Origin of the sequence: Halorubrum sp. Hd13, assembly GCF_002252755.1 — an archaeon.
Classification (GTDB): domain Archaea; phylum Halobacteriota; class Halobacteria; order Halobacteriales; family Haloferacaceae; genus Halorubrum.
In genome coordinates, this window is record NZ_NHOY01000055.1 from 1 (window position 1) to 17,607 (window position 17,607).

Genomic DNA, 17,607 nt, shown 5'->3' on the forward strand with positions numbered 1-17,607 from the left:
CCGCGGTCGAAACCCCTGGGAGGGCCGAAGCGCACGACGACGGAAGGGACCGGTCCCGGCGCGAACCCGGCCGCCAACGAAACGGCGAGCGCTCAACGGGCGACCGCGGTCCCGAACCTATCCGCCGTTTCCGCCGCCGTTCCCGTTTCCGTTGCCGTTACTGTTTCCGCCGCCGTTTCCGTTGCCGTTACTGTTTCCGCCGCCGTTCCCGTTACCGTTCCCACCGCTGTTCCCGTTCCCGTTTCCACTGCCGTTCCCGTTGCCCGGCGGATCGCCACCGGGTGGCCCGCGCCGTTCGGTTTCCTCGGGCTCGTAGACGTACATCGCGTCGTTCGGATAGCTTCGGTTTCCGCCCCGCCAGCCGTCCTCACAGAGGAGGACGCGGCCGTCGCGCATCGCGTAGACGTTGTCGACGTTGCGCAGCGAATCGTCGACGTCTTTCATCGCCTCCTCGCTGGTGAAGTCGGGCCCGACGACGACCGGTTCGAGCGTCGAGACGTCGTATCGCGGCCCGAGCTCGGCGCGGTAGACGACGCCGCCGTCGACGCGGTCGAGCGCGATGTCGCCGCCGTCGTTGGTCGGGCCGGCCAGGTCGTCGTTGAACTCGGAGATGCCGAAGTAGACGTAGTCGCCCGGCTCGGCGTCGTCGACGCTGTCGACGCCCTCCGCCTTGTTGAACTCGATGGAAGCGCCCATCTCCTTGGCCGCGGCCCGCGTCTCGATGAACGGCACCCGCCTGAGCTCCTCGTCGACGCCGTCCGGACCCCGTTCCGCGTACTGCTCGGCCCACTCCACGATCTGCTCGTCCGAGACGTAGTCTTCGTTGCCGTTCGCGATGACTTCGAGATCCGCCTGCTTGAGGACCGCCTCGGTGACCTCGTCGCCCTCGCTCCAGTCGGCGTGGCTCTCGAGGTAGTCGACTTGGGTGACGCCGTCGTACTCGGCGATCCACGACTCGACCTCCCGATTCGAGGCGTGTCCCATCGGCAGCCACTCGACGTCGAGGGGGACTTCGGCCGGCGACTTCCCGGACGCGGCCTCGTCGTTGGTGATCTTCGGCGCGTAGAGCGTCCCGGCGACGTCCATCGGATCGCGGTAACTCGAGATCGGTCGGTCGGCGACGAACTTGTAGATGCCCTTGCTGTCGCCGTCGGAGCAGCCGTAGACCGTCCGCTCGTCGGGGAGGAAATCGGGGGCCTCCCACGCGGCCCGACCCATCACGTAGTACTTGACTGGGTCGAGCTCTCCGGGCGCGCCCGTCGGGTTCCGGACGTCGACGTGATAGCCGTAGCGGTACGGGTTGGGGTAGACGTCCCCGATCGGTTCGATCGGGTTCCCGTCGCCGGACTCGACCGGCTCGGCGCCGAGGTGGTAGGCGAGGTGTTCGACGCCGGTCATGTTCCAGTAGCCCTGGACGTACCAGCCGTCGACCTCGTCGTAGTCGTCGACCGCCGGCTGGATCTCCGAGGGGTTCGGCCGGTTCCAGAAGTAGGCCGCCCCGCGCAGTCCTTCGCCGTCGCCGGCCTCGACGATATCGCCGATCGTTCCCGTGAGGTTCGCTCGGGGGTGGGCGTAGTTCTCCTCGGAGGACAGCGGCGTGTTCCACGGGCTGAGGTCGCCGTAGCAGTTGATACGGGTCCCGCCGATCTCTCGGAACGCGTCCGTGTTGACCGCGTTGATCGCGTTCTCGGCGTCGGCCTCCCACTCGCCGTCCTCGGTCTGTGACAGCGGGGTCCGCATGACGTTCCCGGGACTGTTCTCGTCGTTCGTGAAGAGGAATCCCTCCGTCCCGTCGTCGTCCGTCGCGACGAAGTGGTTGGCGTCCGGGTTGTACCCCGAGTCGCCGTAGGTCGTGCCCGCGAAGTTCTCGGTCGTGACGTCCCGTCCGTCGGGGGTCTGGGTGATCCCCCAGCGCTCGGTGCCGCCGTTGATCGCGTCCCCCTCTCGGATCAGGTACTCGAAGTCGCCGGCGGCGGCGAAGACGCCGTCCTGCTGTTCCTCGACCGGGGCCGGGGACTCGCTGAAGTCGTCGTTCTCCCCATCGAACGAGAACTGGAACCCCTCGTAGTAGCCGACTCCGGCCCTGTCGTACGGTGCCGGGTTGTCGCGGCTCGGGTGCTGGACGCTGATCAGCAGCGAGCCGTCCTCGAAGACGAACGGTCCGGTCATCTCCGCGCCGAAGGCCGTCGTCGAGAACCGCTTGAGGTCGCCCACGACGCTCGGTGCGCCCGAGGTCTGCGTGTCCTCGTCGTCCGTCGAGTCAGCGGGGCTGTACCCCCGGTAGCTATCCTCCGCTCCGCTCGCGGTGCCAGAGACCCCCGCGCCGACCAGGGCGGCGACGGAGGCTTTCATCAGACGCCGTTTGGATTGGTCAACCATCCACATAGGGGCGCGCATCCCAGCGTAAAACCCGTTTATAATAGGTTAACACCCCTGATTAGAGCGGTTACCGTCGCTATATAGCCGACGGAAGCGGAACGGACCGATCCCCCGCGGTCGTGACCCGTCGGGTCCGCTCGCGTCGGCCGCCGTACCGCTACCCGTTCAGCCGAGAGGAAACAACCGCGGCGCTGGCCCCGCCTCCCGACGGTCCGTACGTCCCGCCGAAAACGAACTGCGTTCGTCCCGCTCAGAGATCGGTCTCCGCGTCCTCCATCTCCGAGACGTTCCGCCGGATGTTGTCCGCCCGCTTCCGGACTCGCGATGCGTATCGCTCTATCTTCCCGGGCTGGACGCCCATGAACGAGCCGACCCACTGACGGTCCGCGTACGGCTGGGTGAGGAGGTACGCCGCGAGCGTGTCTCGGCCGGCTTGGATGATGATCGGCGGGACGCCCCGATCGCCGGTACCGGCCTCCTCGAACCCGTTGACGTCGAAGTAGATGTCGGCGTAGAGCTCGGCGGTCTCGGCGTCGCCGAACTCGATCCCGTCGTGACGCGGCGCTTCGAACCGGTAGCGTCCGCCGTCCAGTTCGACGACGCGGACGTCCATGACGTACTCCCGGTACGTCCCGATCGACGTCTCGCCGATCCGCTCTGTCGAGGCCATGCCCGCCACTCGTCGCGGCCGATCATAAACCTCGGTAATAGCGGTCTATAGCCGTCTATAGCCGTAACGAGGCCTGCGGACGGACACGGAGCCGTCCGAAACGCGGGCGATTCGCGCGCGACGGGGTTACAGCTTGTCCAGCAGCGTCGCCGCGGCGTCCGCCGAGGAGCCCGGGCCGCGGGCGGTGATCAGGTCGCCGTCGACCGTGACGCTGGTGTCGGCGTCGAGCTCGGCGTCCCAGTCGGCGCCGGCGAGGACGACCTCGTCTTCGACCCAGTACGGGAGCTTCCGGCCGTCCGGCATCACGTCGTGGTCGTCCACGATGCCGTCCTCCCAGTCGTTCGGGAAGCCGGTGACGGAGCGGCCCTCCACGAGCGGCGTCCCGTCGGCCTCGCGGGTGAACGCCAGGATCCCGACCGCGTGACAGACGACGAGCGCGACGCCATCGTCGCCGCCGACCGCGTCCAGCAGCAGCTGGCGCGCGTGCCGGTCTTGGTTCACGTCCCAGACGGTGCCGTGGCCGCCCGGGAAGACGACCGCGTCGTATCCCGCGGCCTCGACCGTCGCGATCGGCTCCGGATCGTTGAGCCCCGGATGCTCCTCGTCGACCTCGCGGAGCTCCGCGACCCGCTCCTCCCCGCCCGCCGCCTCCGGATCGAGCGACCGCTCGTCGACGACCGGCGGCGACCCCGACGGCGTCGCGACCGTCACGTCGACGCCCTCCGCTTCGAGGGTCGTCAGCGGTTCGATGCACTCCTCGGCCCAGTACCCTTCCTCGCTCACGACGAACAGCGCGCTACTCATGTGTACTCCTCATTCACGACCGCGACATAAAAGGCGCCCGCGCCCGGCAGCGACGACGGGCGGACGCGGGGTTTATCAGTTGCCTCGTCAGGACTGTGGCGCACGTCTCCGAGCAGGCCGTCGGATCGGCGCCCGTTCGTCGACGAGACGGCTCTGTCGAAATCCGTCGCTAATGACAGGTGTCAGCGGCTGTGCTGCATACAGAGGGCGTGTCTCGTATGAAGAGGGGGGAGATTGCGAACAGCCAATCGGTCGATAAAGGCGAAGAGCAGACCGTTGACTATAGACAAACCCTGTCAATAAAACACCAGGACTATGTATTCAACCAGTAGAACGCTACTGTGACCAATCTCAGATTAGCCTTTGCTGCAGGAATTCTTACAGCCCTTAGTGTGGGAGCCACGTTATTTATACACATCCCGTTTGTGGAATCTGAAGTCGCACGCGTAGTCCTAAACGGTCTTTTCGTAGGAGGTACCGTCTATATCGGTCTCAAAATTCTCGAACGAACTATGGATGCACAGTAATTCGCACGTCCAATTCCTATTTGCGGAAGGGATTCACCTATCTGATTATATACACGTTCTGGATGGCGGTTCGGTCAGGTAGAGTATGAACTTCATCAAGTAGTCGTGCTGATTTCACGCTCTGAATCTCGCACGCCGATTCTATCAGTTCTTAAGTATTTCAACAGAGCCAATCTTATCATTATGAGGGTTGACTCTCATCACACCACCTCTTAGCGAATCGTGTTCGTTACCTGGAAATCCTACAATAGATAGCTGTATTCAGCCTGTAGCAGTTCTATTCTCGGCTGAGGAGGGTATTTTGTAGTCGAATAAGGGATTCGCGTGCAGGCCGCTACGCAGGTAGTCCGCAGCTAGGCGAGTGAGTACGCGATAAGTGTGTGATACGGTATCTTTATGCTTGCTAAAGCGGGACTCTACGTTGCTGGCATTCCATATTCGTACACACACGAGCGGGGGGAGTGTGCGGAAACTGGAATGAGACACCACGGAATGCCAGCACTTTCAGAAGCGGCTCTGTTGAAATCCTCTGTATGCAGCAGGTCCGTCGTGTCCGTTGATAGAGAGTTCGACGGGACTCGACTGACGGAGTGATTAAAACCGAACAGCTCCCTAGTCGTCGCCCTGCGCGTCGACGATCACGACCTCGCCGTCCTCGACGGTGACGTTGATCAGCGTCTTCACGTTGTAGTCGGTGTCGTCGAGCTCGTTGTCGCCGGCCTTCTTGATCACGGCGACGACGTCGACGACGTCCGCGCCGACCTCGTTCGTCAGCGCGTCGAGGATCGCCTTCATCGTGCCGCCCGTCGAGAGCACGTCGTCGAGCACGAGCACGCGGTCGCCCTCCTCCACGTCGTTGATATACATCTCCGACTCGGAGTAGCCCGTCTCCTGGAACAGCGGGACCTCGCCGTTGAGGCCGTACTGGCGCTTGCGGATGACGACCAGCGGGATGTCGGTCATCAGCGAGAGCGCGGTGGAGATGTGGATCCCCATCGCCGCGGGGGTGACGATCTTGTCGACGTTCTCCAGCTCCGCCTTCCGGATGATCCGGATGACGATCTCCCGGAGCAGCTCCGGTTCGAGCATGGGGACGCCGTCGCTGATCGGGTGGACGAAGTACTGGTACTCGCCTTTCTCGATGATCGGCGCGTCGAGGAGCGACTGCCGCAACTGGTCCATGTCGCCGGTACTCGGGCGGATTAATAAAGCGTGGCGATCCCCCGGTTCCGTGGACCTCGGTGTCACGGGTCGCAGCGGTGTCGACCGCGTCGACCCGACCGTCTCCTCGGCGTTCTCGGCCGGCAGTTACTCGAACTCCGGCTCGCGCTTCTCGAGGAACGCGCGCATGCCCTCGCGCTGGTCGTGCGTGCCGAACAGCCCGGCCCACGCCCGACGTTCGAGGGCGAGCCCGCCCTTCTGGGTCCCGTCGTGGACCGCGTTGAGCGCCTCCTTCGCGGCGCGGGTCGCGAACGCGGGCTTCGCGGCCAGCTCACCCGCCAGCTCGTCGATCCGGTCGTCGAACGCGTCGTCCGCGACGACCTCGCCGACGAAGCCGACCTCGGCCGCCTCCGCGGCGTCGATCCGCTCGCCCAGGAAGACGAGCCGTTTGGCCGTCTCGTCGCCGACGAGCCGCGAGAGCCGCTGGGTGCCGCCCCACCCCGGAATGATGCCGAGGTCGATCTCGGTCTGGCCGAGCACGGCGCTCTCGGCGGCGACCCGGAGGTCGCAGGCGAGCGCCAGCTCGCAGCCGCCGCCGAACGCGTAGCCGTCGATCGCCGCGACCGTCGGCGCCGGGAACGACTCGATCGCGTCGGCGACGCGGTGGCCGAGCTCGGCGTACGCCTGCGCCTCCGGCGTCGACAGCTCGACCATGTAGGAGATGTCCGCGCCCGCGACGAACGCCTCGTCGCCCGCGCCGGCCAGCACCAGCGCGCGAGCGCCGTCCGCCTCGGCCTCGTCGAGCGCCTCCCCGATCGCTTCGAGCGTGTCGACGGTGAGGGCGTTGAGCTGGTCCGGGCGGTCGACGGTGAGCGTCGCGACGCCGTCCGCGTCGACGTCGAGCGTGATGGTGTCCCACGTCATACCGGTCACTCAGGGGCCGGCGTGAAAGTCGTTCGGCAGACGCGCTCTCGACGGCAGAGGGGACGCCGCCGCGTCAGATCTGCTCGCGGCTGTCGATCTCGCTGTAGATGAACCACGCGGCCGTGTACGCGCCGATGAACAGCAGGTAGCCGACCACGAGACCGACGAGCTGGCGCGAGCCGAGCCCGCCGGGCAGCGTCCGCGAGAGGATCCCCAGCGCCACGGCGAACACGACCAGCGAGAACAGGCCCGAGAGGGCGTACACGCCGAGGTCGGAGGTGAGACGTTCGCGCACGCTCCCATCAACGGCGTCGCCTTATATACTCCCGTCGGTCGCGGCGAGGCGTCGACCGCGCGGCGCCCGTCCCGGCCGCGGCCGACCGGCCGCCCGTCCGGTTGCGCGGATTGCAACCCCTATATGCCCCCGGCCACACGTGCGAGTATGAACGGGAACCGGTTCGGTCGGCTCTTCCAGGTGACGACGTACGGCGAGAGCCACGGCGACGCGATGGGCGTGACGGTCTCGGGCGTCCCCGCGGGGGTCGAGCTCGACGAGGAGGCGATCCAGGCGCAGCTCGACCGGCGCAAGCCGGGCCAGTCGATGATCACGACCTCCCGGGGCGAGCCCGACGAGGTCGTCGTCAACTCCGGCGTCCAGGACGGCTACACCACCGGGACGCCCATCGGCATGGTGATCCAGAACAAGGACGCGCGCTCCGGGAAGTACGAGCCGTACGTCACGGCGCCGCGCCCCTCGCACGGCGACTACACCTACTCCGCGAAGTTCGGCACGCGCAACTGGGGCGGCGGCGGGCGCTCCTCCGCGCGCGAGACGGTGAACTGGGTCGCCGCGGGCGCGGTCGCGGAGCAGGTGCTCGACGCCTCCGAACACGACGTCGAGATCAAAGCGCACGTCAACCAGATCGGCGACGTCGAGGCCGAGCCCGTGAGCTTCGAGCAGTTGCTCGAGCACAGCGAGGAGAACGACGTGCGCTGCGCCGACCCCGAGGCCGCCGCCGAGATGCAGGAGCTGATCGAGGGGTATCAAGAGCGCGGCGACTCCATCGGCGGCTCTATCTACTTCGAGTGCCGCGGCGTCCCCCGCGGACTCGGCGCCCCGCGGTTCGACAGCTTCCCCGCCCGGCTCGGGCAGGCGATGTTCTCCATCCCGGCGACGACCGGCGTCGAGTACGGCCTCGGGACGGACGCGACCCTCGTCTCCGGCAGCGACCGCAACGAGGACTGGACGTTCGACGACGGCGAGTCGTTCGACCACGTCGAGAGCGAGGAGGGCGACCCCGTCCCCGTCGGCAACGACCACGGCGGGCTCCAGGGGGGGATCACGACCGGCGAGCCGATCTACGGCGAGGCGACGTGGCACGCGCCCACCTCGATCCCGAAGAAGCAGCGCTCGGCCGACTGGGAGACGGGCGAGGAGAAAGAGGTGCAGGTCGTGGGGCGTCACGACCCGGTGCTTCCGCCGCGGGCCGTCCCCGTCGTCGAGGCGATGCTGTACTGCACCGTCCTCGACTTCATGCTGCTCGCCGGCCGGATCAACCCCGACCGCGTCGACGGCAACCCGGGGCAGTACGACACCGACTACCACCCGAGCAGTCCGGACAACGAGTAGCGAGCGAGCGTCCGCCGGTCCGCCGCGTCACTCACCCGGCGACCACTCGCAGGCGTTCCCCGCGGTGAGGTCCTCCTCGTCGATGTGCGCCGAGAGGCAGGCGTAGTTGCAGAAATAGGCGGGCGACCCGCAGTCGTCGTCGCAGTCGCGCACGCAGATCGGGTCGTGCTCGAAGATGCGCGAGCCGCAGTAGGCGCACGTCTCGTCGGCCGTCGGCGTCGACACGGTGGCGGACATGGTCGGGTCCTGCCACTCGCGGCTCGAAAAGCTGTCGCGGGTCGGCGCGGCTCACACCACGACGACCGCGTCGACGACGACGAGGAGCACGAACCCGACGAGGAACGCCCCGGTGGCGGCGTCGGCGTGGCCGTGACCGTGCGAGGAGGGGATCAGCTCCCGGAAGACGACCGCGAGCATCGCGCCCGCGGCGAAGCCGGCGGAGACCGGGAAGAGACCGGCCGCGAGCCCGACGAGCGAGAAGCCGAACACCGAGGCGACGACCTGCGGGACCACCCCCGAGAGGGTGGTGTACCAGAGCACCCGCGGGCTCGACATCCCGGTGTCTGCCATCGGCACCGCGAACGCGAACCCGTCGGGGACGTTCTGGAGGCCGATCACGACCGCGAGCAGCAGCGCGACCTCCTCTAACCCGGAGGCGAAGGCGACGCCGATCGCCAACCCCTCGGGGGCGTTGTGGAGGGTGATCGCTCCCCCGATCAGCACGGCTTTCCGGAGCGTCACCTCGCGCGCGGCGGCGACCGCAGACGGAGAGCCGTCGGCGTCGACCTCGACGCCCGGCTCGTCCGCCGTCGGGCCGTCGCCCGTCTGGATGGCGGCGTCGTCGCCGGTCGCGCCGCCCTCGGGGAGCCACTCGCGGTACTGCGCGTGGAGGTGCGGGATCGCGTAGTTCCCGCCGAGCAGCACGCCCCCGCCGAGCAGGACCCCCGACATCACCGCCCGGAGCGTCCCCTCCTCCATGCCGGGGACGATCAGTCCGAAGACGCTGGCGGCGACCATCAGCCCGGCGGCGAGGCCGAGCGCGGCGTCGTACACCCGGTGGGTCACCCCCGGCCGGAAGAACACCGGCAGCGCGCCGAGCCCCGTCGCCAGCCCCGCGATCCCGGTGACGGCCACGACGTTCGGCAGCGTCGTCATGGCGCGTGCTTCCGCGGCCGCCTATATAAACGCCGTCGATGTGGGAGCGGCCGTCGACCGCCTCACCGCGTGACGACTCCGCGGAGGTCGCCGCCGTACGCGACGACGGCGACCGCGAGCGTCGCGACCGCGCCGACCGGGAGCACGGTGAAGACGCTCGACGTGGTCCCGACGCCGAACCGCGTCGCGAGCCCGACGGAGACCCACAGGCTCGCGGTCGCCGCTAAGACGAGCAGGCCGCCGGTGACGCGTCGGTCCTCCCGTCCGAGCGCCACACCGGCCACGGCGCTCGCCGCCGACAGCAGGTGGAACCCGATCGCGAGCGGCCACGCGCGGATCGACGCCGGGAGCGCCGCGAACGGCCGCGACTGGTCGAGGAAGTACGCCCACACGGGGTACCCGCCGACCCCGGAGCCGGACGCCGCCGCGTTGAGGAACCCCCACAGGCTCACGACCGTGAGCTCGCCGCCGGCCGAGATGACGGCCATCGGGACCGCGAGCAGCGCGAGGACGAGGGCCCAGCCGATTCGCGCGACGGGACCGCGCTCGCTCGCGACGGCCCCGCCCGACCGCTCGCCGTCGGCTCGCTCGGTGCCGGCCCCGCGCGGCGGTCGCTCTACCATGCCGATCGCTCGGAGGCGGACCCCTAAGAATCGACCGGGATCGGCTCCCCCGGGCCGGACGGGCCCGCGCGACGCGCAACGCTCTTTGTGTCGGGGGTCGCTCGTTTCGGCATGCGAGTCACCGTCGTCGGCAGCGGTTACGTCGGTACCACCCTCGCGGCCTGCCTTGCAGACGCGGGTCACGACGTCACGGCGATCGATATCGACCCGGACGTCGTCGACGCCCTGAACGACGGCCGCGCGGCGATCCACGAACCGGGACTCGACGACCTCCTGGCCGAGCACGCGGGCGACCGGCTCCGGGCGACGACCGAGTACGACGGCGTCCCCGACGCCGACGTGACGTTCCTCGCGATCGGTACCCCCTCACGCGAGGACGGTAGCATCGACCTCGGTCCCCTCACCGCGGCCGCGGGGATGACCGGCGAGGCGCTGGCGGACGTAGGAGGAGACTCCGCCGCGGCGGACGACCCCGAGGACCGCCACCTCGTCGTCGTCAAGAGCACGATCACGCCGCCGGGCGTCCGCGAGGTCCGCGAGGCGCTCGTGGCGGGCGCCGGCGACGCGGCCGACCGCGTCGAGCTCGCGACCAACCCCGAGTTCCTCCGCGAGGGGTCCGCGGTCGACGACTTCCAACACCCGGACAAGCTGGTCTTCGGCGCCGACTCCGACTGGGCGACCGACCGGCTGGAGGCCCTCTACGAGCCCCTGCTCGACGCGATCGACGGCGACGTGCCGGTGATCCGGACCGACCCCGAGACCGCCGTGATGATCAAGTACGCCAACAACGCCTTTTTGGCGTCGAAAATCTCGCTGGCGAACGACCTGGGGAACGTCTGCAAGCGGTTCGGGATCGACGCCTACGAGGTGATGGACGCGGTCGGGCTCGACGACCGCATCGGGGCGCGGTTCCTGCGCTCGGGGGTGGGCTGGGGCGGAAGTTGTTTTCCCAAAGATGTTGATGCAATTAGGGCAGCAGCCCGCGAGGCCGGCTACGAGCCGCCGATGCTCGACGCCGCGGTCGCGGTGAACGACGGCCAGCCGGAGCGCATGCTCGAACTGCTGGACTCGCACGTCGACGTCGCGGGCGAGCGCGTCGCCGTGCTCGGACTCGCATTTAAACCGGGCACCGACGACACCCGGAACTCCCGGGCGATCCCGATCGTCGAGGGGCTGCGGGCGCGCGGCGCCGACGTCGTCGGCTACGACCCGGTCGCGACCGACGCCATGCGCGAGCGCTTCCCCGACCTCGCGTACGCCGACTCCGCGGCCGCCGCGCTGGAGGGGGCGAGCGCCGCGCTCGTCGTCACCGACTGGGACGAGTTCGCGGCGCTCGACGACGCCTTCGACGCCATGGCCGAGCCCGTCGTGATCGACGGGCGGCGGATAATCGAGCGGCGCGACGGCCTGACGTACGAGGGGCTCACCTGGTAGCGGCGGCGACTACCGCGTTCGATAACCCGAGGGACGCCGGTCGTCCGGACGTCGTTGCGCTCGGGACCGTCAGTCGCCACTGACATGTAATTCGATAAATAACTGTGTGACTAGAATATAAACGGTACTACATTATTAATAGGGTAGGATTCGAACCGGCGATCTGGGATGAGCACCGACGAACCCAGCCACGACGCGGAACAGCACGGTCACGAGCACCACGAGGTCGAGGGGCCGGGGTATCCGACGCCGGCCGCGATGCGGACCGAGAGCGGTCGGGAAAAGACGGCGTACGTGATGGCGCCACGGGTGGGTATGGAGAACGAGGGGCCGGACATGATCGGCGTCGTCGACCTCGACCCCGCGTCGGACACCTACAGCGAGCTGATCGACGCGGTCGAGATGCCCAACAAGGGCGACGAGCTCCACCACTTCGGCTGGAACGCCTGCTCCTCGTCGTGTCATGCCGAGGGGCTCTCTCGGCAGTACCTGGTCGTTCCGGGCCAGCGCTCCTCGCGCATTCACGTCATCGACGCCGAGGACCCGCGCAACCCCGAGATGGTGAGGGTCATCGAACCGGAGGAGGTGTTCGAACACGACCTGTCCGCCCCGCACACGGTCCACTGCGTCCCCGGCGGGAAGGTCGTCATCAGCATGCTCGGCGACGCGAACGGCGAGCTCCCCGGCGGGTTCCTCCAGCTGGACCAGGAGGACTTCAGCATCGACGGCCGCTGGGAGGCCGACCTCGGCGAGATGGAGATGAACTACGACTACTGGTATCAGCCCCGGCACGACGTCATGATCTCCAGCGAGTGGGCCGCGCCGAACACCTACTACCCGGGGTTCGACCTCGAGGACGTCGAGGCGGGCGACTACGGCGACAGCATCCACATCTGGTCGTGGGAGGACCGCGAGCACGTACAGACGCTCGAGTTCGGCGAGCAGGGGCGGATTCCGCTCGAAGTCCGGATGAGCCACAACCCGGAGGAGACGCAGGGGTACGTCGGCGCGGCGCTCTCCTCGAACATCATCCGCTTCTACGAGACGACCGACGGCACGTGGGACTGGGACGTCGTCATCGACGAGGAGCCGCGCGAACACGAGGACTGGGACATGCCGGTGCCGCCGCTCATCACGGACATCCTGCTGTCGCTGGACGACCAGTACCTGTTCTTCTCGAACTGGCTCCACGGCGACGTCCGGATGTACGACGTGAGCGACGCCGGCAACCCGCGACTGGTCGATCGGGTGTGGGCCGGCGGTCTCTTCGGCGACCGGCAGACGGTGCAGGCCGAGGAGATCCGCGGCGCGCCGCAGATGCTCCAGCTCTCCCGGGACGGCGAGCGGCTCTACTGGACGACGTCGCTGTTCTCGTCGTGGGACAACCAGTTCTTCCCGGACATCGCCGAGGAGGGATCGCTCATGCTCAAGGCGGACGTCTATCCCGACGAGGGACGGCTGGAACTGGACGAGGAGTTCCTCGTCGACTTCGGCGACGCGCCCGGCGGCCCGGCGCGCGCCCACGAGATCCGCTGGCCGGGCGGCGACTGCACGAGCGACGTCTGGCAGTGATCGGTCGTGACTGACGCGACGACCCACGCCGTCGAACTCGTCCGCCCGGACGGGGGGACGGAGACGATCCGCGTCGCGGAGGGCGAGACGATCGTCGACGCGGCGGAGCGGGTCGACGTGGGCCTCCCGTACGGCTGCCTGTACGGCGCGTGCGGCACCTGCGCCGCGGAACTGCTCGACGGCGAGGTGCGTCACGGACGGTCGCCGCGAGCGCTGAAGCCGTCCGCCCTCGACGCCGGCTACGTCCTCCCCTGCGTCGCCGCGCCCGAGTCCGACTGTCGACTCCGCGTCGGCCACGAGATCCAGGCCGAGGTCGTCGGGACGCCCTGGAAGTGAGGCCCGCTCCGGCGACGGACGCGGACGGTCAATTTATATACGCCGACCGAAACGTGAGGCCATGGCGGCCCTCCACGCCCTCCGTCCGGCAGTCGGTGGTATCGTTCGCAACCCGGTCCTCCTGCTCGTCACGGCGCTGTACGGGCTCGCGCAGGCCCCGAACCTCCTTGTTCCGCCGACGCGACCGATCCTGTCGGCGGGCGTCTCGCTCGCGACCTTCGCCGCGTTCGTTCTCGTGCTCCCGTTCGTCCAAGGCGGGCTGCTCGGCATGGCGAGCGAGGCCCTCACGGGCCGGACCGGCCTCGGCACGCTGGTCGCCGAGGGGAAGGCGAACTACGTGTCGCTGCTGCTCGGCTACTTCGTCCTGCTCGCGATCAACCTCGTCTTCGGGTTCGTCGCGTTCGTGGGCGGACTGATCGCCGTGATCGGCGGCCACGCGTCGATGCCCGCGGACGCGCCGGGCGTCGGCGTCGACCCGACGCTGCTCGCGCTCCTCGCGGTCGTCGGAGGCGGGTTCCTCCTCGCGTACCTCCTCGTCACCTTCGCCGTCCAGTTCTACGCCCACGCGGTCGTCCTCGACGACGCGGAGCTCGTCGACGGGTTCCGGCGCAGCGTGGGGCTCGTCCGGTCGAACCTCCTGAGCGTCGCCGGCTACACGCTGATTCTCCTCGTCGGGAGCGTCGTCCTCGGGACGCTGGCCGCGGCGGCCTCGGTCGTCCTCGGTCCCCAGTCCGCGGGGATGCCCGGCACGCCGTTCGCCGACTTGGCGGGGGTCGAGCCGACCCTGCCCGTGATCGCCGCGGCCGGCGTCGGCTACCTCCTGCTGACGAGCGCGTTCGCCGCGTTCTACGCGACTTACTCGGTCGCGTTCTACGAGGCGGTCAGCCCCGGCGCCGCGCCGGCGTGAGTCCGACCCCGCCGCGCGGCGGCTCGACGACCGCCAGCGATAATCCCGTGGCGCACGTGGGATCGGTATGAACACGCAGGACGGCGGCCACCACGACGCGGCGGTGGACGCGCTCGCGGTCCGCGAGTACGAGCGCGCCGGCGACCGATACACGCGCGGCGGGCGGCGCGTGCTCGCCGACCCGCGCGAGGACCTCGACCCGTTCGCGCCGGACGAGAAGGGGTGGATCGGCCAGGGGCTCCAACACCTGCTCGCCGCGACCGTCGCGTACCGGGTCGCGGGCGTCGACGGCCGCGCCACCCAGCGAGCGGTCGAGGGGATCGCCGCGACGCGCGACTTCCAGCGCGTCCTCGACGCGCCCGGGCAGACGGCCTGCCTCGGGGAGTTCGTCGCCGACTTCCGCGTCGCCGGCGGGCTCGACGGCGCCGCGGAGGCCTACGACGACGCCGCGGAGCGGTACGCGACCGCCGGCGACGCGATCGACTCGCCGCAGGCGCTCGCGACGACCCCGCTGTTCGGCGCCGCGGCGGCGACGATCAAGCAGGTCGCCCGCGGGCAGGCGAACGGCGAGATCGCGATCCAGTGGGAGGACCTCCACGGGTCGGACCCCGCCAGGGCGGGCGACTTCCTCGCGCACCGCGCCCGGATCAAAAAGCAGCGCTTCGCCGGCCTCGTCGAGAAGGCGGTCGCGGACGGCCACCTCGCGGCGCCGCGGGGCACGACCGAGTACGGCAACGAGACGCACCGGTGTCCGAGCTGCGGATCGAACGACGTCAACTGGGCCGGCACCGACGTGCTCTGTATGCGGTGTTCGACGCCGACCGAGCAGATTTAAGCCGGCGGCAGTCCTACGCGGCCGTCGCATACGATGTCGCCCTCCATCGCCGACCTCCTCCGTCCCCTCCGCGCGCTCGCCCCGCCGAACCGGCTCGACCGAGACCAGCGGCTCCGCCTCCGGATGGCGATCGCGACCGGACTGGTGATCGCGCTCCCGTTCGCGTTCGTCTACGCGTTCGTCTTCCTGATCAACGCGGTCGGGCTCCCCCTGTTGGAGTGGGCGAACGAGCGCCCGTACACGGGCGAGTTCTACGTCGACCCCGTCCTCCTGACGGTCGTCGTCCTCGTCGGACTCGCGGTCCAGTACCGGTACGGCCCGCGGACCGTCCTCCGCTCCGTCGGCGGGCGGCGGGTGTCGCCCGACGAGTACCCGGAGCTCCACGCCGCCGTCACGCGGCTGGCCGCGCAGGCGGACGTCCCGAAGCCGGACGTGGCGGTCGCGCGGACCGAGCTGCCGAACGCCTTCGCGGTCGGGACGCCCGGGAACGGCACCGTCGTCGTCACGACCGCGCTGTTGGAGGCGCTCGACGACGACGAGCGCGACGCCGTGGTGGCCCACGAGCTCGCGCACCTCGCGAACCGCGACGCCAGTCTGATGACCGTCGCGTGGGTGCTCCCGACCGTCACCTACTACCTCGCCGTGCTCGCCTTCTACGTCCTCTACGGCCTGTTCCGATTCCTCAGCGTCGGCGGCGGGTCGGGCGGGAACCGCGACGGCCGGGCGCTCGCGGTCGGGATCGTCGTGATCACGGTGAGCGCGGTCCTCACGCTCACCGTCTCGGCGATGTTCTGGTTCGGGAGCGTCCTCATTCACCGGGTGCTCTCGCGGTACCGCGAGTACGCGGCCGACGGCGCGGCCGCCGAGATCACGGGGTCGCCGGCGGCGCTCGCGAGCGCGCTGGAGACGCTCGACGAATCGATGCCGGCGGTGCCCGAACGCGACCTCCGCGAGTTCGACGGCGGCGCCGAGGCGCTGTACGTCGCGCCGCTGGAGAGCCGCGCGTTCGGCGACGAGGAGCTGGTGAGCACCGACGTGTTCCCGGAGACCCATCCCCCGACCCGCGAGCGGGTCCGGCGGCTCCGCGAGCGCGCGGGTGAGGCCGCGTGACGGGGCGTGGCTCCCCCGGACACCCCTCACGGCGCCGGTTCCTCGCGACCGCCGGCGTCGGTCTCGCGGGCGCGCTCGCCGGCTGCGGCTACCGCCCCGGCGGCGGCGACCTCGCGTGGGAGTCGTCGCTCGGGGGCGGCGGGATGTTCGGCGCCGGCGACCGGTGGTTCCGCCCCGCGGGCGACCGGCTGTTCGTCGTCCGGAACCAGTCGGGACGGACGTTCGACTTCGAGGAGGACGCGTGGCGCGACTACGAGAACGCCGAGGTGACCGGCCTCGACCCGGCCGGCGACGCCCGGCTCGAGGCGGAGACCGACCGACAGGCGACGGGCGTCCCGGCCGTCACCGAGACGTCGGTGTTCGTCCCCGTCGAGGGCGGCCGCGTCACCGCGATCGACCGCGAGCGCGCCGCGCTCGACCTCGACGACCCGACGGTCGACACCGCCGACAGCGACGGCGACGAGGCCGACGAGCCAGACCCCGTCCGCTGGCGGACCGACGCGGTCGCCGAGAGCGCCGACGGCGGGACCGGCGACGACGACGGTGCGACCGATGACGACGACGGTGCGACCGATGACGACGACGGTGCGACCGATGACGACGACGGTGCGACCGATGACGACGACGGTGCGACCGATGACGACGACGGTGCGACCGGCGACGCGCCCGCGGTGACCGTCGACGCCGTCCGCGCGGGCGGACGTCTCGCGGTCGCCGTCACGCGTGACGACGCGGTGGTCCTCGACGCCGGCTCCGGCGATCGCGCCTTCGCGGTGGCAGAGGCGTGGCCCGACGCGGGCGACGGGTCGCCGCGCTCGCTCTCCCCCGACCGCGTCGCTGTCGACGGGGACGCCGTTTGGGTCGCCGTCGACGAGGGCGACTCGGGGGGCGCCCGGATCGCCCGGTTCGACGCGGCCGGCGAGCGGTCGGCGACCCGGTCGCTCGAGGCCGGCGTCGACTGGCTCACCGTCGTCGACGACGCCGTCGTGGTCGCCGCCGACGGCGGGCCGTCTGTGCGCGGGTTCGACCGCGACCTCGGCCCGCGGTTCGCGTTGGACGTGCCGGCGCCGAACGAGCGCCCGCCCGTCGGCGGGGCGAGCGGGGACGACGCCGCAACGAGCGGCGGCGACGACGCCGGGCGGCGCGTGTACCTCCACCGCGGCGAGGTCGTCCGGGCGCTCGACGTCGCTGCCGGCGAGGTCGCGTGGGAGCACGCGGGTCTCCCGGCCTCCCGCCCGACGGCCGTCGACGATCGCGGAATCTACGGCGTCGGCGAGGACTCGGGCGGAGACGGAGTCGAGCCGGGACCCGCGCTCGTCGCGGTCGGCGCCGACGGGGACGGTCGCTGGTCCGCCCCCCTCCCGGAGGGCGTCCGCGTCGAGGAGCTGTTCGCCGTCGGAGGACGGCTGATAGCCGTCGACGGAGAGGACCTGTACGGGTTTCGGGCCGAACCGGGCGAGCGCTGGTCGCTCCTCGGCTGAGGTCGCCCGCGGAATCGGCGCCGAGCCCGGCGGCGGAACCGGCGGTGCGCCCGCGACGG

General features: G+C 69.8%; 17 protein-coding genes. 8 read left to right on the forward strand and 9 right to left on the reverse strand.

Features of this window, described 5'->3' with window-relative positions:
* Positions 1-117 precede the first annotated feature (117 nt).
* The 6 genes from DJ81_RS07605 to DJ81_RS07630 form a co-directional block, all read right to left on the reverse strand.
* Complete coding sequence (locus DJ81_RS07605) at positions 118-2,379, reverse strand: alkaline phosphatase PhoX (protein WP_094589174.1); 2,262 nt, start codon at positions 2,377-2,379, stop codon at positions 118-120.
* A 250-nt stretch (positions 2,380-2,629) separates the two neighbouring features.
* Positions 2,630-3,049, reverse strand: a complete 420-nt coding sequence (locus DJ81_RS07610; RefSeq protein ID WP_094528278.1) for a hypothetical protein — start codon at positions 3,047-3,049, stop codon at positions 2,630-2,632.
* Between the two features lie 126 nt (positions 3,050-3,175).
* The gene (locus DJ81_RS07615; RefSeq protein WP_094589176.1) at positions 3,176-3,853 is read right to left on the reverse strand and encodes a DJ-1/PfpI family protein; all 678 of its coding nucleotides are present in this window, start codon (positions 3,851-3,853) and stop codon (positions 3,176-3,178) included.
* A 1,139-nt stretch (positions 3,854-4,992) separates the two neighbouring features.
* Positions 4,993-5,562: a hypoxanthine/guanine phosphoribosyltransferase gene (hpt, locus tag DJ81_RS07620; protein ID WP_094589178.1), complete on the reverse strand. Its 570-nt coding sequence runs from the start codon at positions 5,560-5,562 to the stop codon at positions 4,993-4,995.
* Positions 5,563-5,688: 126 nt separating this feature from the next.
* Positions 5,689-6,465, reverse strand: a complete 777-nt coding sequence (locus DJ81_RS07625; RefSeq protein WP_094589180.1) for an enoyl-CoA hydratase/isomerase family protein — start codon at positions 6,463-6,465, stop codon at positions 5,689-5,691.
* A gap of 73 nt (positions 6,466-6,538) precedes the next feature.
* Positions 6,539-6,760, reverse strand: a complete 222-nt coding sequence (locus tag DJ81_RS07630; protein ID WP_094523406.1) for a hypothetical protein — start codon at positions 6,758-6,760, stop codon at positions 6,539-6,541.
* Positions 6,761-6,907: 147 nt separating this feature from the next.
* On the opposite strand from DJ81_RS07630, the gene aroC reads away from it, so the two are divergent.
* A complete protein-coding gene (aroC, locus tag DJ81_RS07635) occupies positions 6,908-8,095 on the forward strand; it encodes a chorismate synthase (RefSeq protein WP_094523408.1) in 1,188 nt (395 codons plus the stop codon).
* 27 nt (positions 8,096-8,122) lie between these two features.
* On the opposite strand, the gene DJ81_RS07640 is transcribed toward aroC, so the two are convergent.
* From DJ81_RS07640 to DJ81_RS07650, 3 genes are all read right to left on the reverse strand, one after another.
* Positions 8,123-8,332, reverse strand: a complete 210-nt coding sequence (locus DJ81_RS07640) for a hypothetical protein (protein WP_094523410.1) — start codon at positions 8,330-8,332, stop codon at positions 8,123-8,125.
* A gap of 51 nt (positions 8,333-8,383) precedes the next feature.
* Positions 8,384-9,250, reverse strand: coding sequence for a ZIP family metal transporter (locus DJ81_RS07645; RefSeq protein ID WP_094558570.1), 867 nt, complete (start codon positions 9,248-9,250; stop codon positions 8,384-8,386).
* Positions 9,251-9,312: 62 nt separating this feature from the next.
* Positions 9,313-9,873, reverse strand: coding sequence for a TIGR04206 family protein (locus tag DJ81_RS07650; protein WP_094589182.1), 561 nt, complete (start codon positions 9,871-9,873; stop codon positions 9,313-9,315).
* A 111-nt stretch (positions 9,874-9,984) separates the two neighbouring features.
* On the opposite strand from DJ81_RS07650, the gene aglM reads away from it, so the two are divergent.
* The 7 genes from aglM (at position 9,985) to DJ81_RS18755 (ending at position 17,548) form a co-directional block, all read left to right on the forward strand.
* The gene (gene aglM, locus DJ81_RS07655; RefSeq protein ID WP_094589185.1) at positions 9,985-11,307 is read left to right on the forward strand and encodes a UDP-glucose 6-dehydrogenase AglM; all 1,323 of its coding nucleotides are present in this window, start codon (positions 9,985-9,987) and stop codon (positions 11,305-11,307) included.
* Positions 11,308-11,475: 168 nt separating this feature from the next.
* Positions 11,476-12,879 carry a selenium-binding protein SBP56-related protein gene (locus tag DJ81_RS07660; RefSeq protein WP_094558571.1) on the forward strand — a complete coding sequence of 468 codons (1,404 nt, stop codon included), beginning with the start codon at positions 11,476-11,478 and terminating at the stop codon, positions 12,877-12,879.
* Positions 12,880-12,885: 6 nt separating this feature from the next.
* Entirely contained in the window at positions 12,886-13,215 is a 330-nt protein-coding gene (locus tag DJ81_RS07665; protein ID WP_094589187.1) for a 2Fe-2S iron-sulfur cluster-binding protein, read from the forward strand.
* A gap of 61 nt (positions 13,216-13,276) precedes the next feature.
* The gene (locus DJ81_RS07670; protein ID WP_094589189.1) at positions 13,277-14,122 is read left to right on the forward strand and encodes a hypothetical protein; all 846 of its coding nucleotides are present in this window, start codon (positions 13,277-13,279) and stop codon (positions 14,120-14,122) included.
* Between the two features lie 67 nt (positions 14,123-14,189).
* Positions 14,190-14,957, forward strand: coding sequence for a hypothetical protein (locus DJ81_RS07675; RefSeq protein ID WP_094589191.1), 768 nt, complete (start codon positions 14,190-14,192; stop codon positions 14,955-14,957).
* A gap of 33 nt (positions 14,958-14,990) precedes the next feature.
* The gene (locus DJ81_RS07680; protein ID WP_094528288.1) at positions 14,991-16,067 is read left to right on the forward strand and encodes a M48 family metalloprotease; all 1,077 of its coding nucleotides are present in this window, start codon (positions 14,991-14,993) and stop codon (positions 16,065-16,067) included.
* The gene (locus DJ81_RS18755; RefSeq protein WP_141212551.1) at positions 16,064-17,548 is read left to right on the forward strand and encodes a hypothetical protein; all 1,485 of its coding nucleotides are present in this window, start codon (positions 16,064-16,066) and stop codon (positions 17,546-17,548) included. The genes DJ81_RS07680 and DJ81_RS18755 overlap by 4 nt, the downstream gene beginning before the upstream one ends.
* Positions 17,549-17,607: the final 59 nt, after the last annotated feature.

What these genes read in the sequence shown, in the direction of transcription:
- DJ81_RS07610 (WP_094528278.1), bottom strand. Translation starts at nt 3,049, where the DNA reads ATGGCCTCGACAGAGCGGATCGGCGAGACGTCGATCGGGACGTACCGG.
- DJ81_RS07605 (WP_094589174.1), bottom strand. Translation starts at nt 2,379, where the DNA reads ATGGTTGACCAATCCAAACGGCGTCTGATGAAAGCCTCCGTCGCCGCC.
- aroC (WP_094523408.1), top strand. Translation starts at nt 6,908, where the DNA reads ATGAACGGGAACCGGTTCGGTCGGCTCTTCCAGGTGACGACGTACGGC.
- DJ81_RS07625 (WP_094589180.1), bottom strand. Translation starts at nt 6,465, where the DNA reads ATGACGTGGGACACCATCACGCTCGACGTCGACGCGGACGGCGTCGCG.
- DJ81_RS07615 (WP_094589176.1), bottom strand. Translation starts at nt 3,853, where the DNA reads ATGAGTAGCGCGCTGTTCGTCGTGAGCGAGGAAGGGTACTGGGCCGAG.
- DJ81_RS07680 (WP_094528288.1), top strand. Translation starts at nt 14,991, where the DNA reads ATGTCGCCCTCCATCGCCGACCTCCTCCGTCCCCTCCGCGCGCTCGCC.
- DJ81_RS07645 (WP_094558570.1), bottom strand. Translation starts at nt 9,250, where the DNA reads ATGACGACGCTGCCGAACGTCGTGGCCGTCACCGGGATCGCGGGGCTG.
- DJ81_RS07640 (WP_094523410.1), bottom strand. Translation starts at nt 8,332, where the DNA reads ATGTCCGCCACCGTGTCGACGCCGACGGCCGACGAGACGTGCGCCTAC.
- DJ81_RS07660 (WP_094558571.1), top strand. Translation starts at nt 11,476, where the DNA reads ATGAGCACCGACGAACCCAGCCACGACGCGGAACAGCACGGTCACGAG.
- DJ81_RS07650 (WP_094589182.1), bottom strand. Translation starts at nt 9,873, where the DNA reads ATGGTAGAGCGACCGCCGCGCGGGGCCGGCACCGAGCGAGCCGACGGC.
- aglM (WP_094589185.1), top strand. Translation starts at nt 9,985, where the DNA reads ATGCGAGTCACCGTCGTCGGCAGCGGTTACGTCGGTACCACCCTCGCG.
- DJ81_RS07670 (WP_094589189.1), top strand. Translation starts at nt 13,277, where the DNA reads ATGGCGGCCCTCCACGCCCTCCGTCCGGCAGTCGGTGGTATCGTTCGC.
- hpt (WP_094589178.1), bottom strand. Translation starts at nt 5,562, where the DNA reads ATGGACCAGTTGCGGCAGTCGCTCCTCGACGCGCCGATCATCGAGAAA.
- DJ81_RS07675 (WP_094589191.1), top strand. Translation starts at nt 14,190, where the DNA reads ATGAACACGCAGGACGGCGGCCACCACGACGCGGCGGTGGACGCGCTC.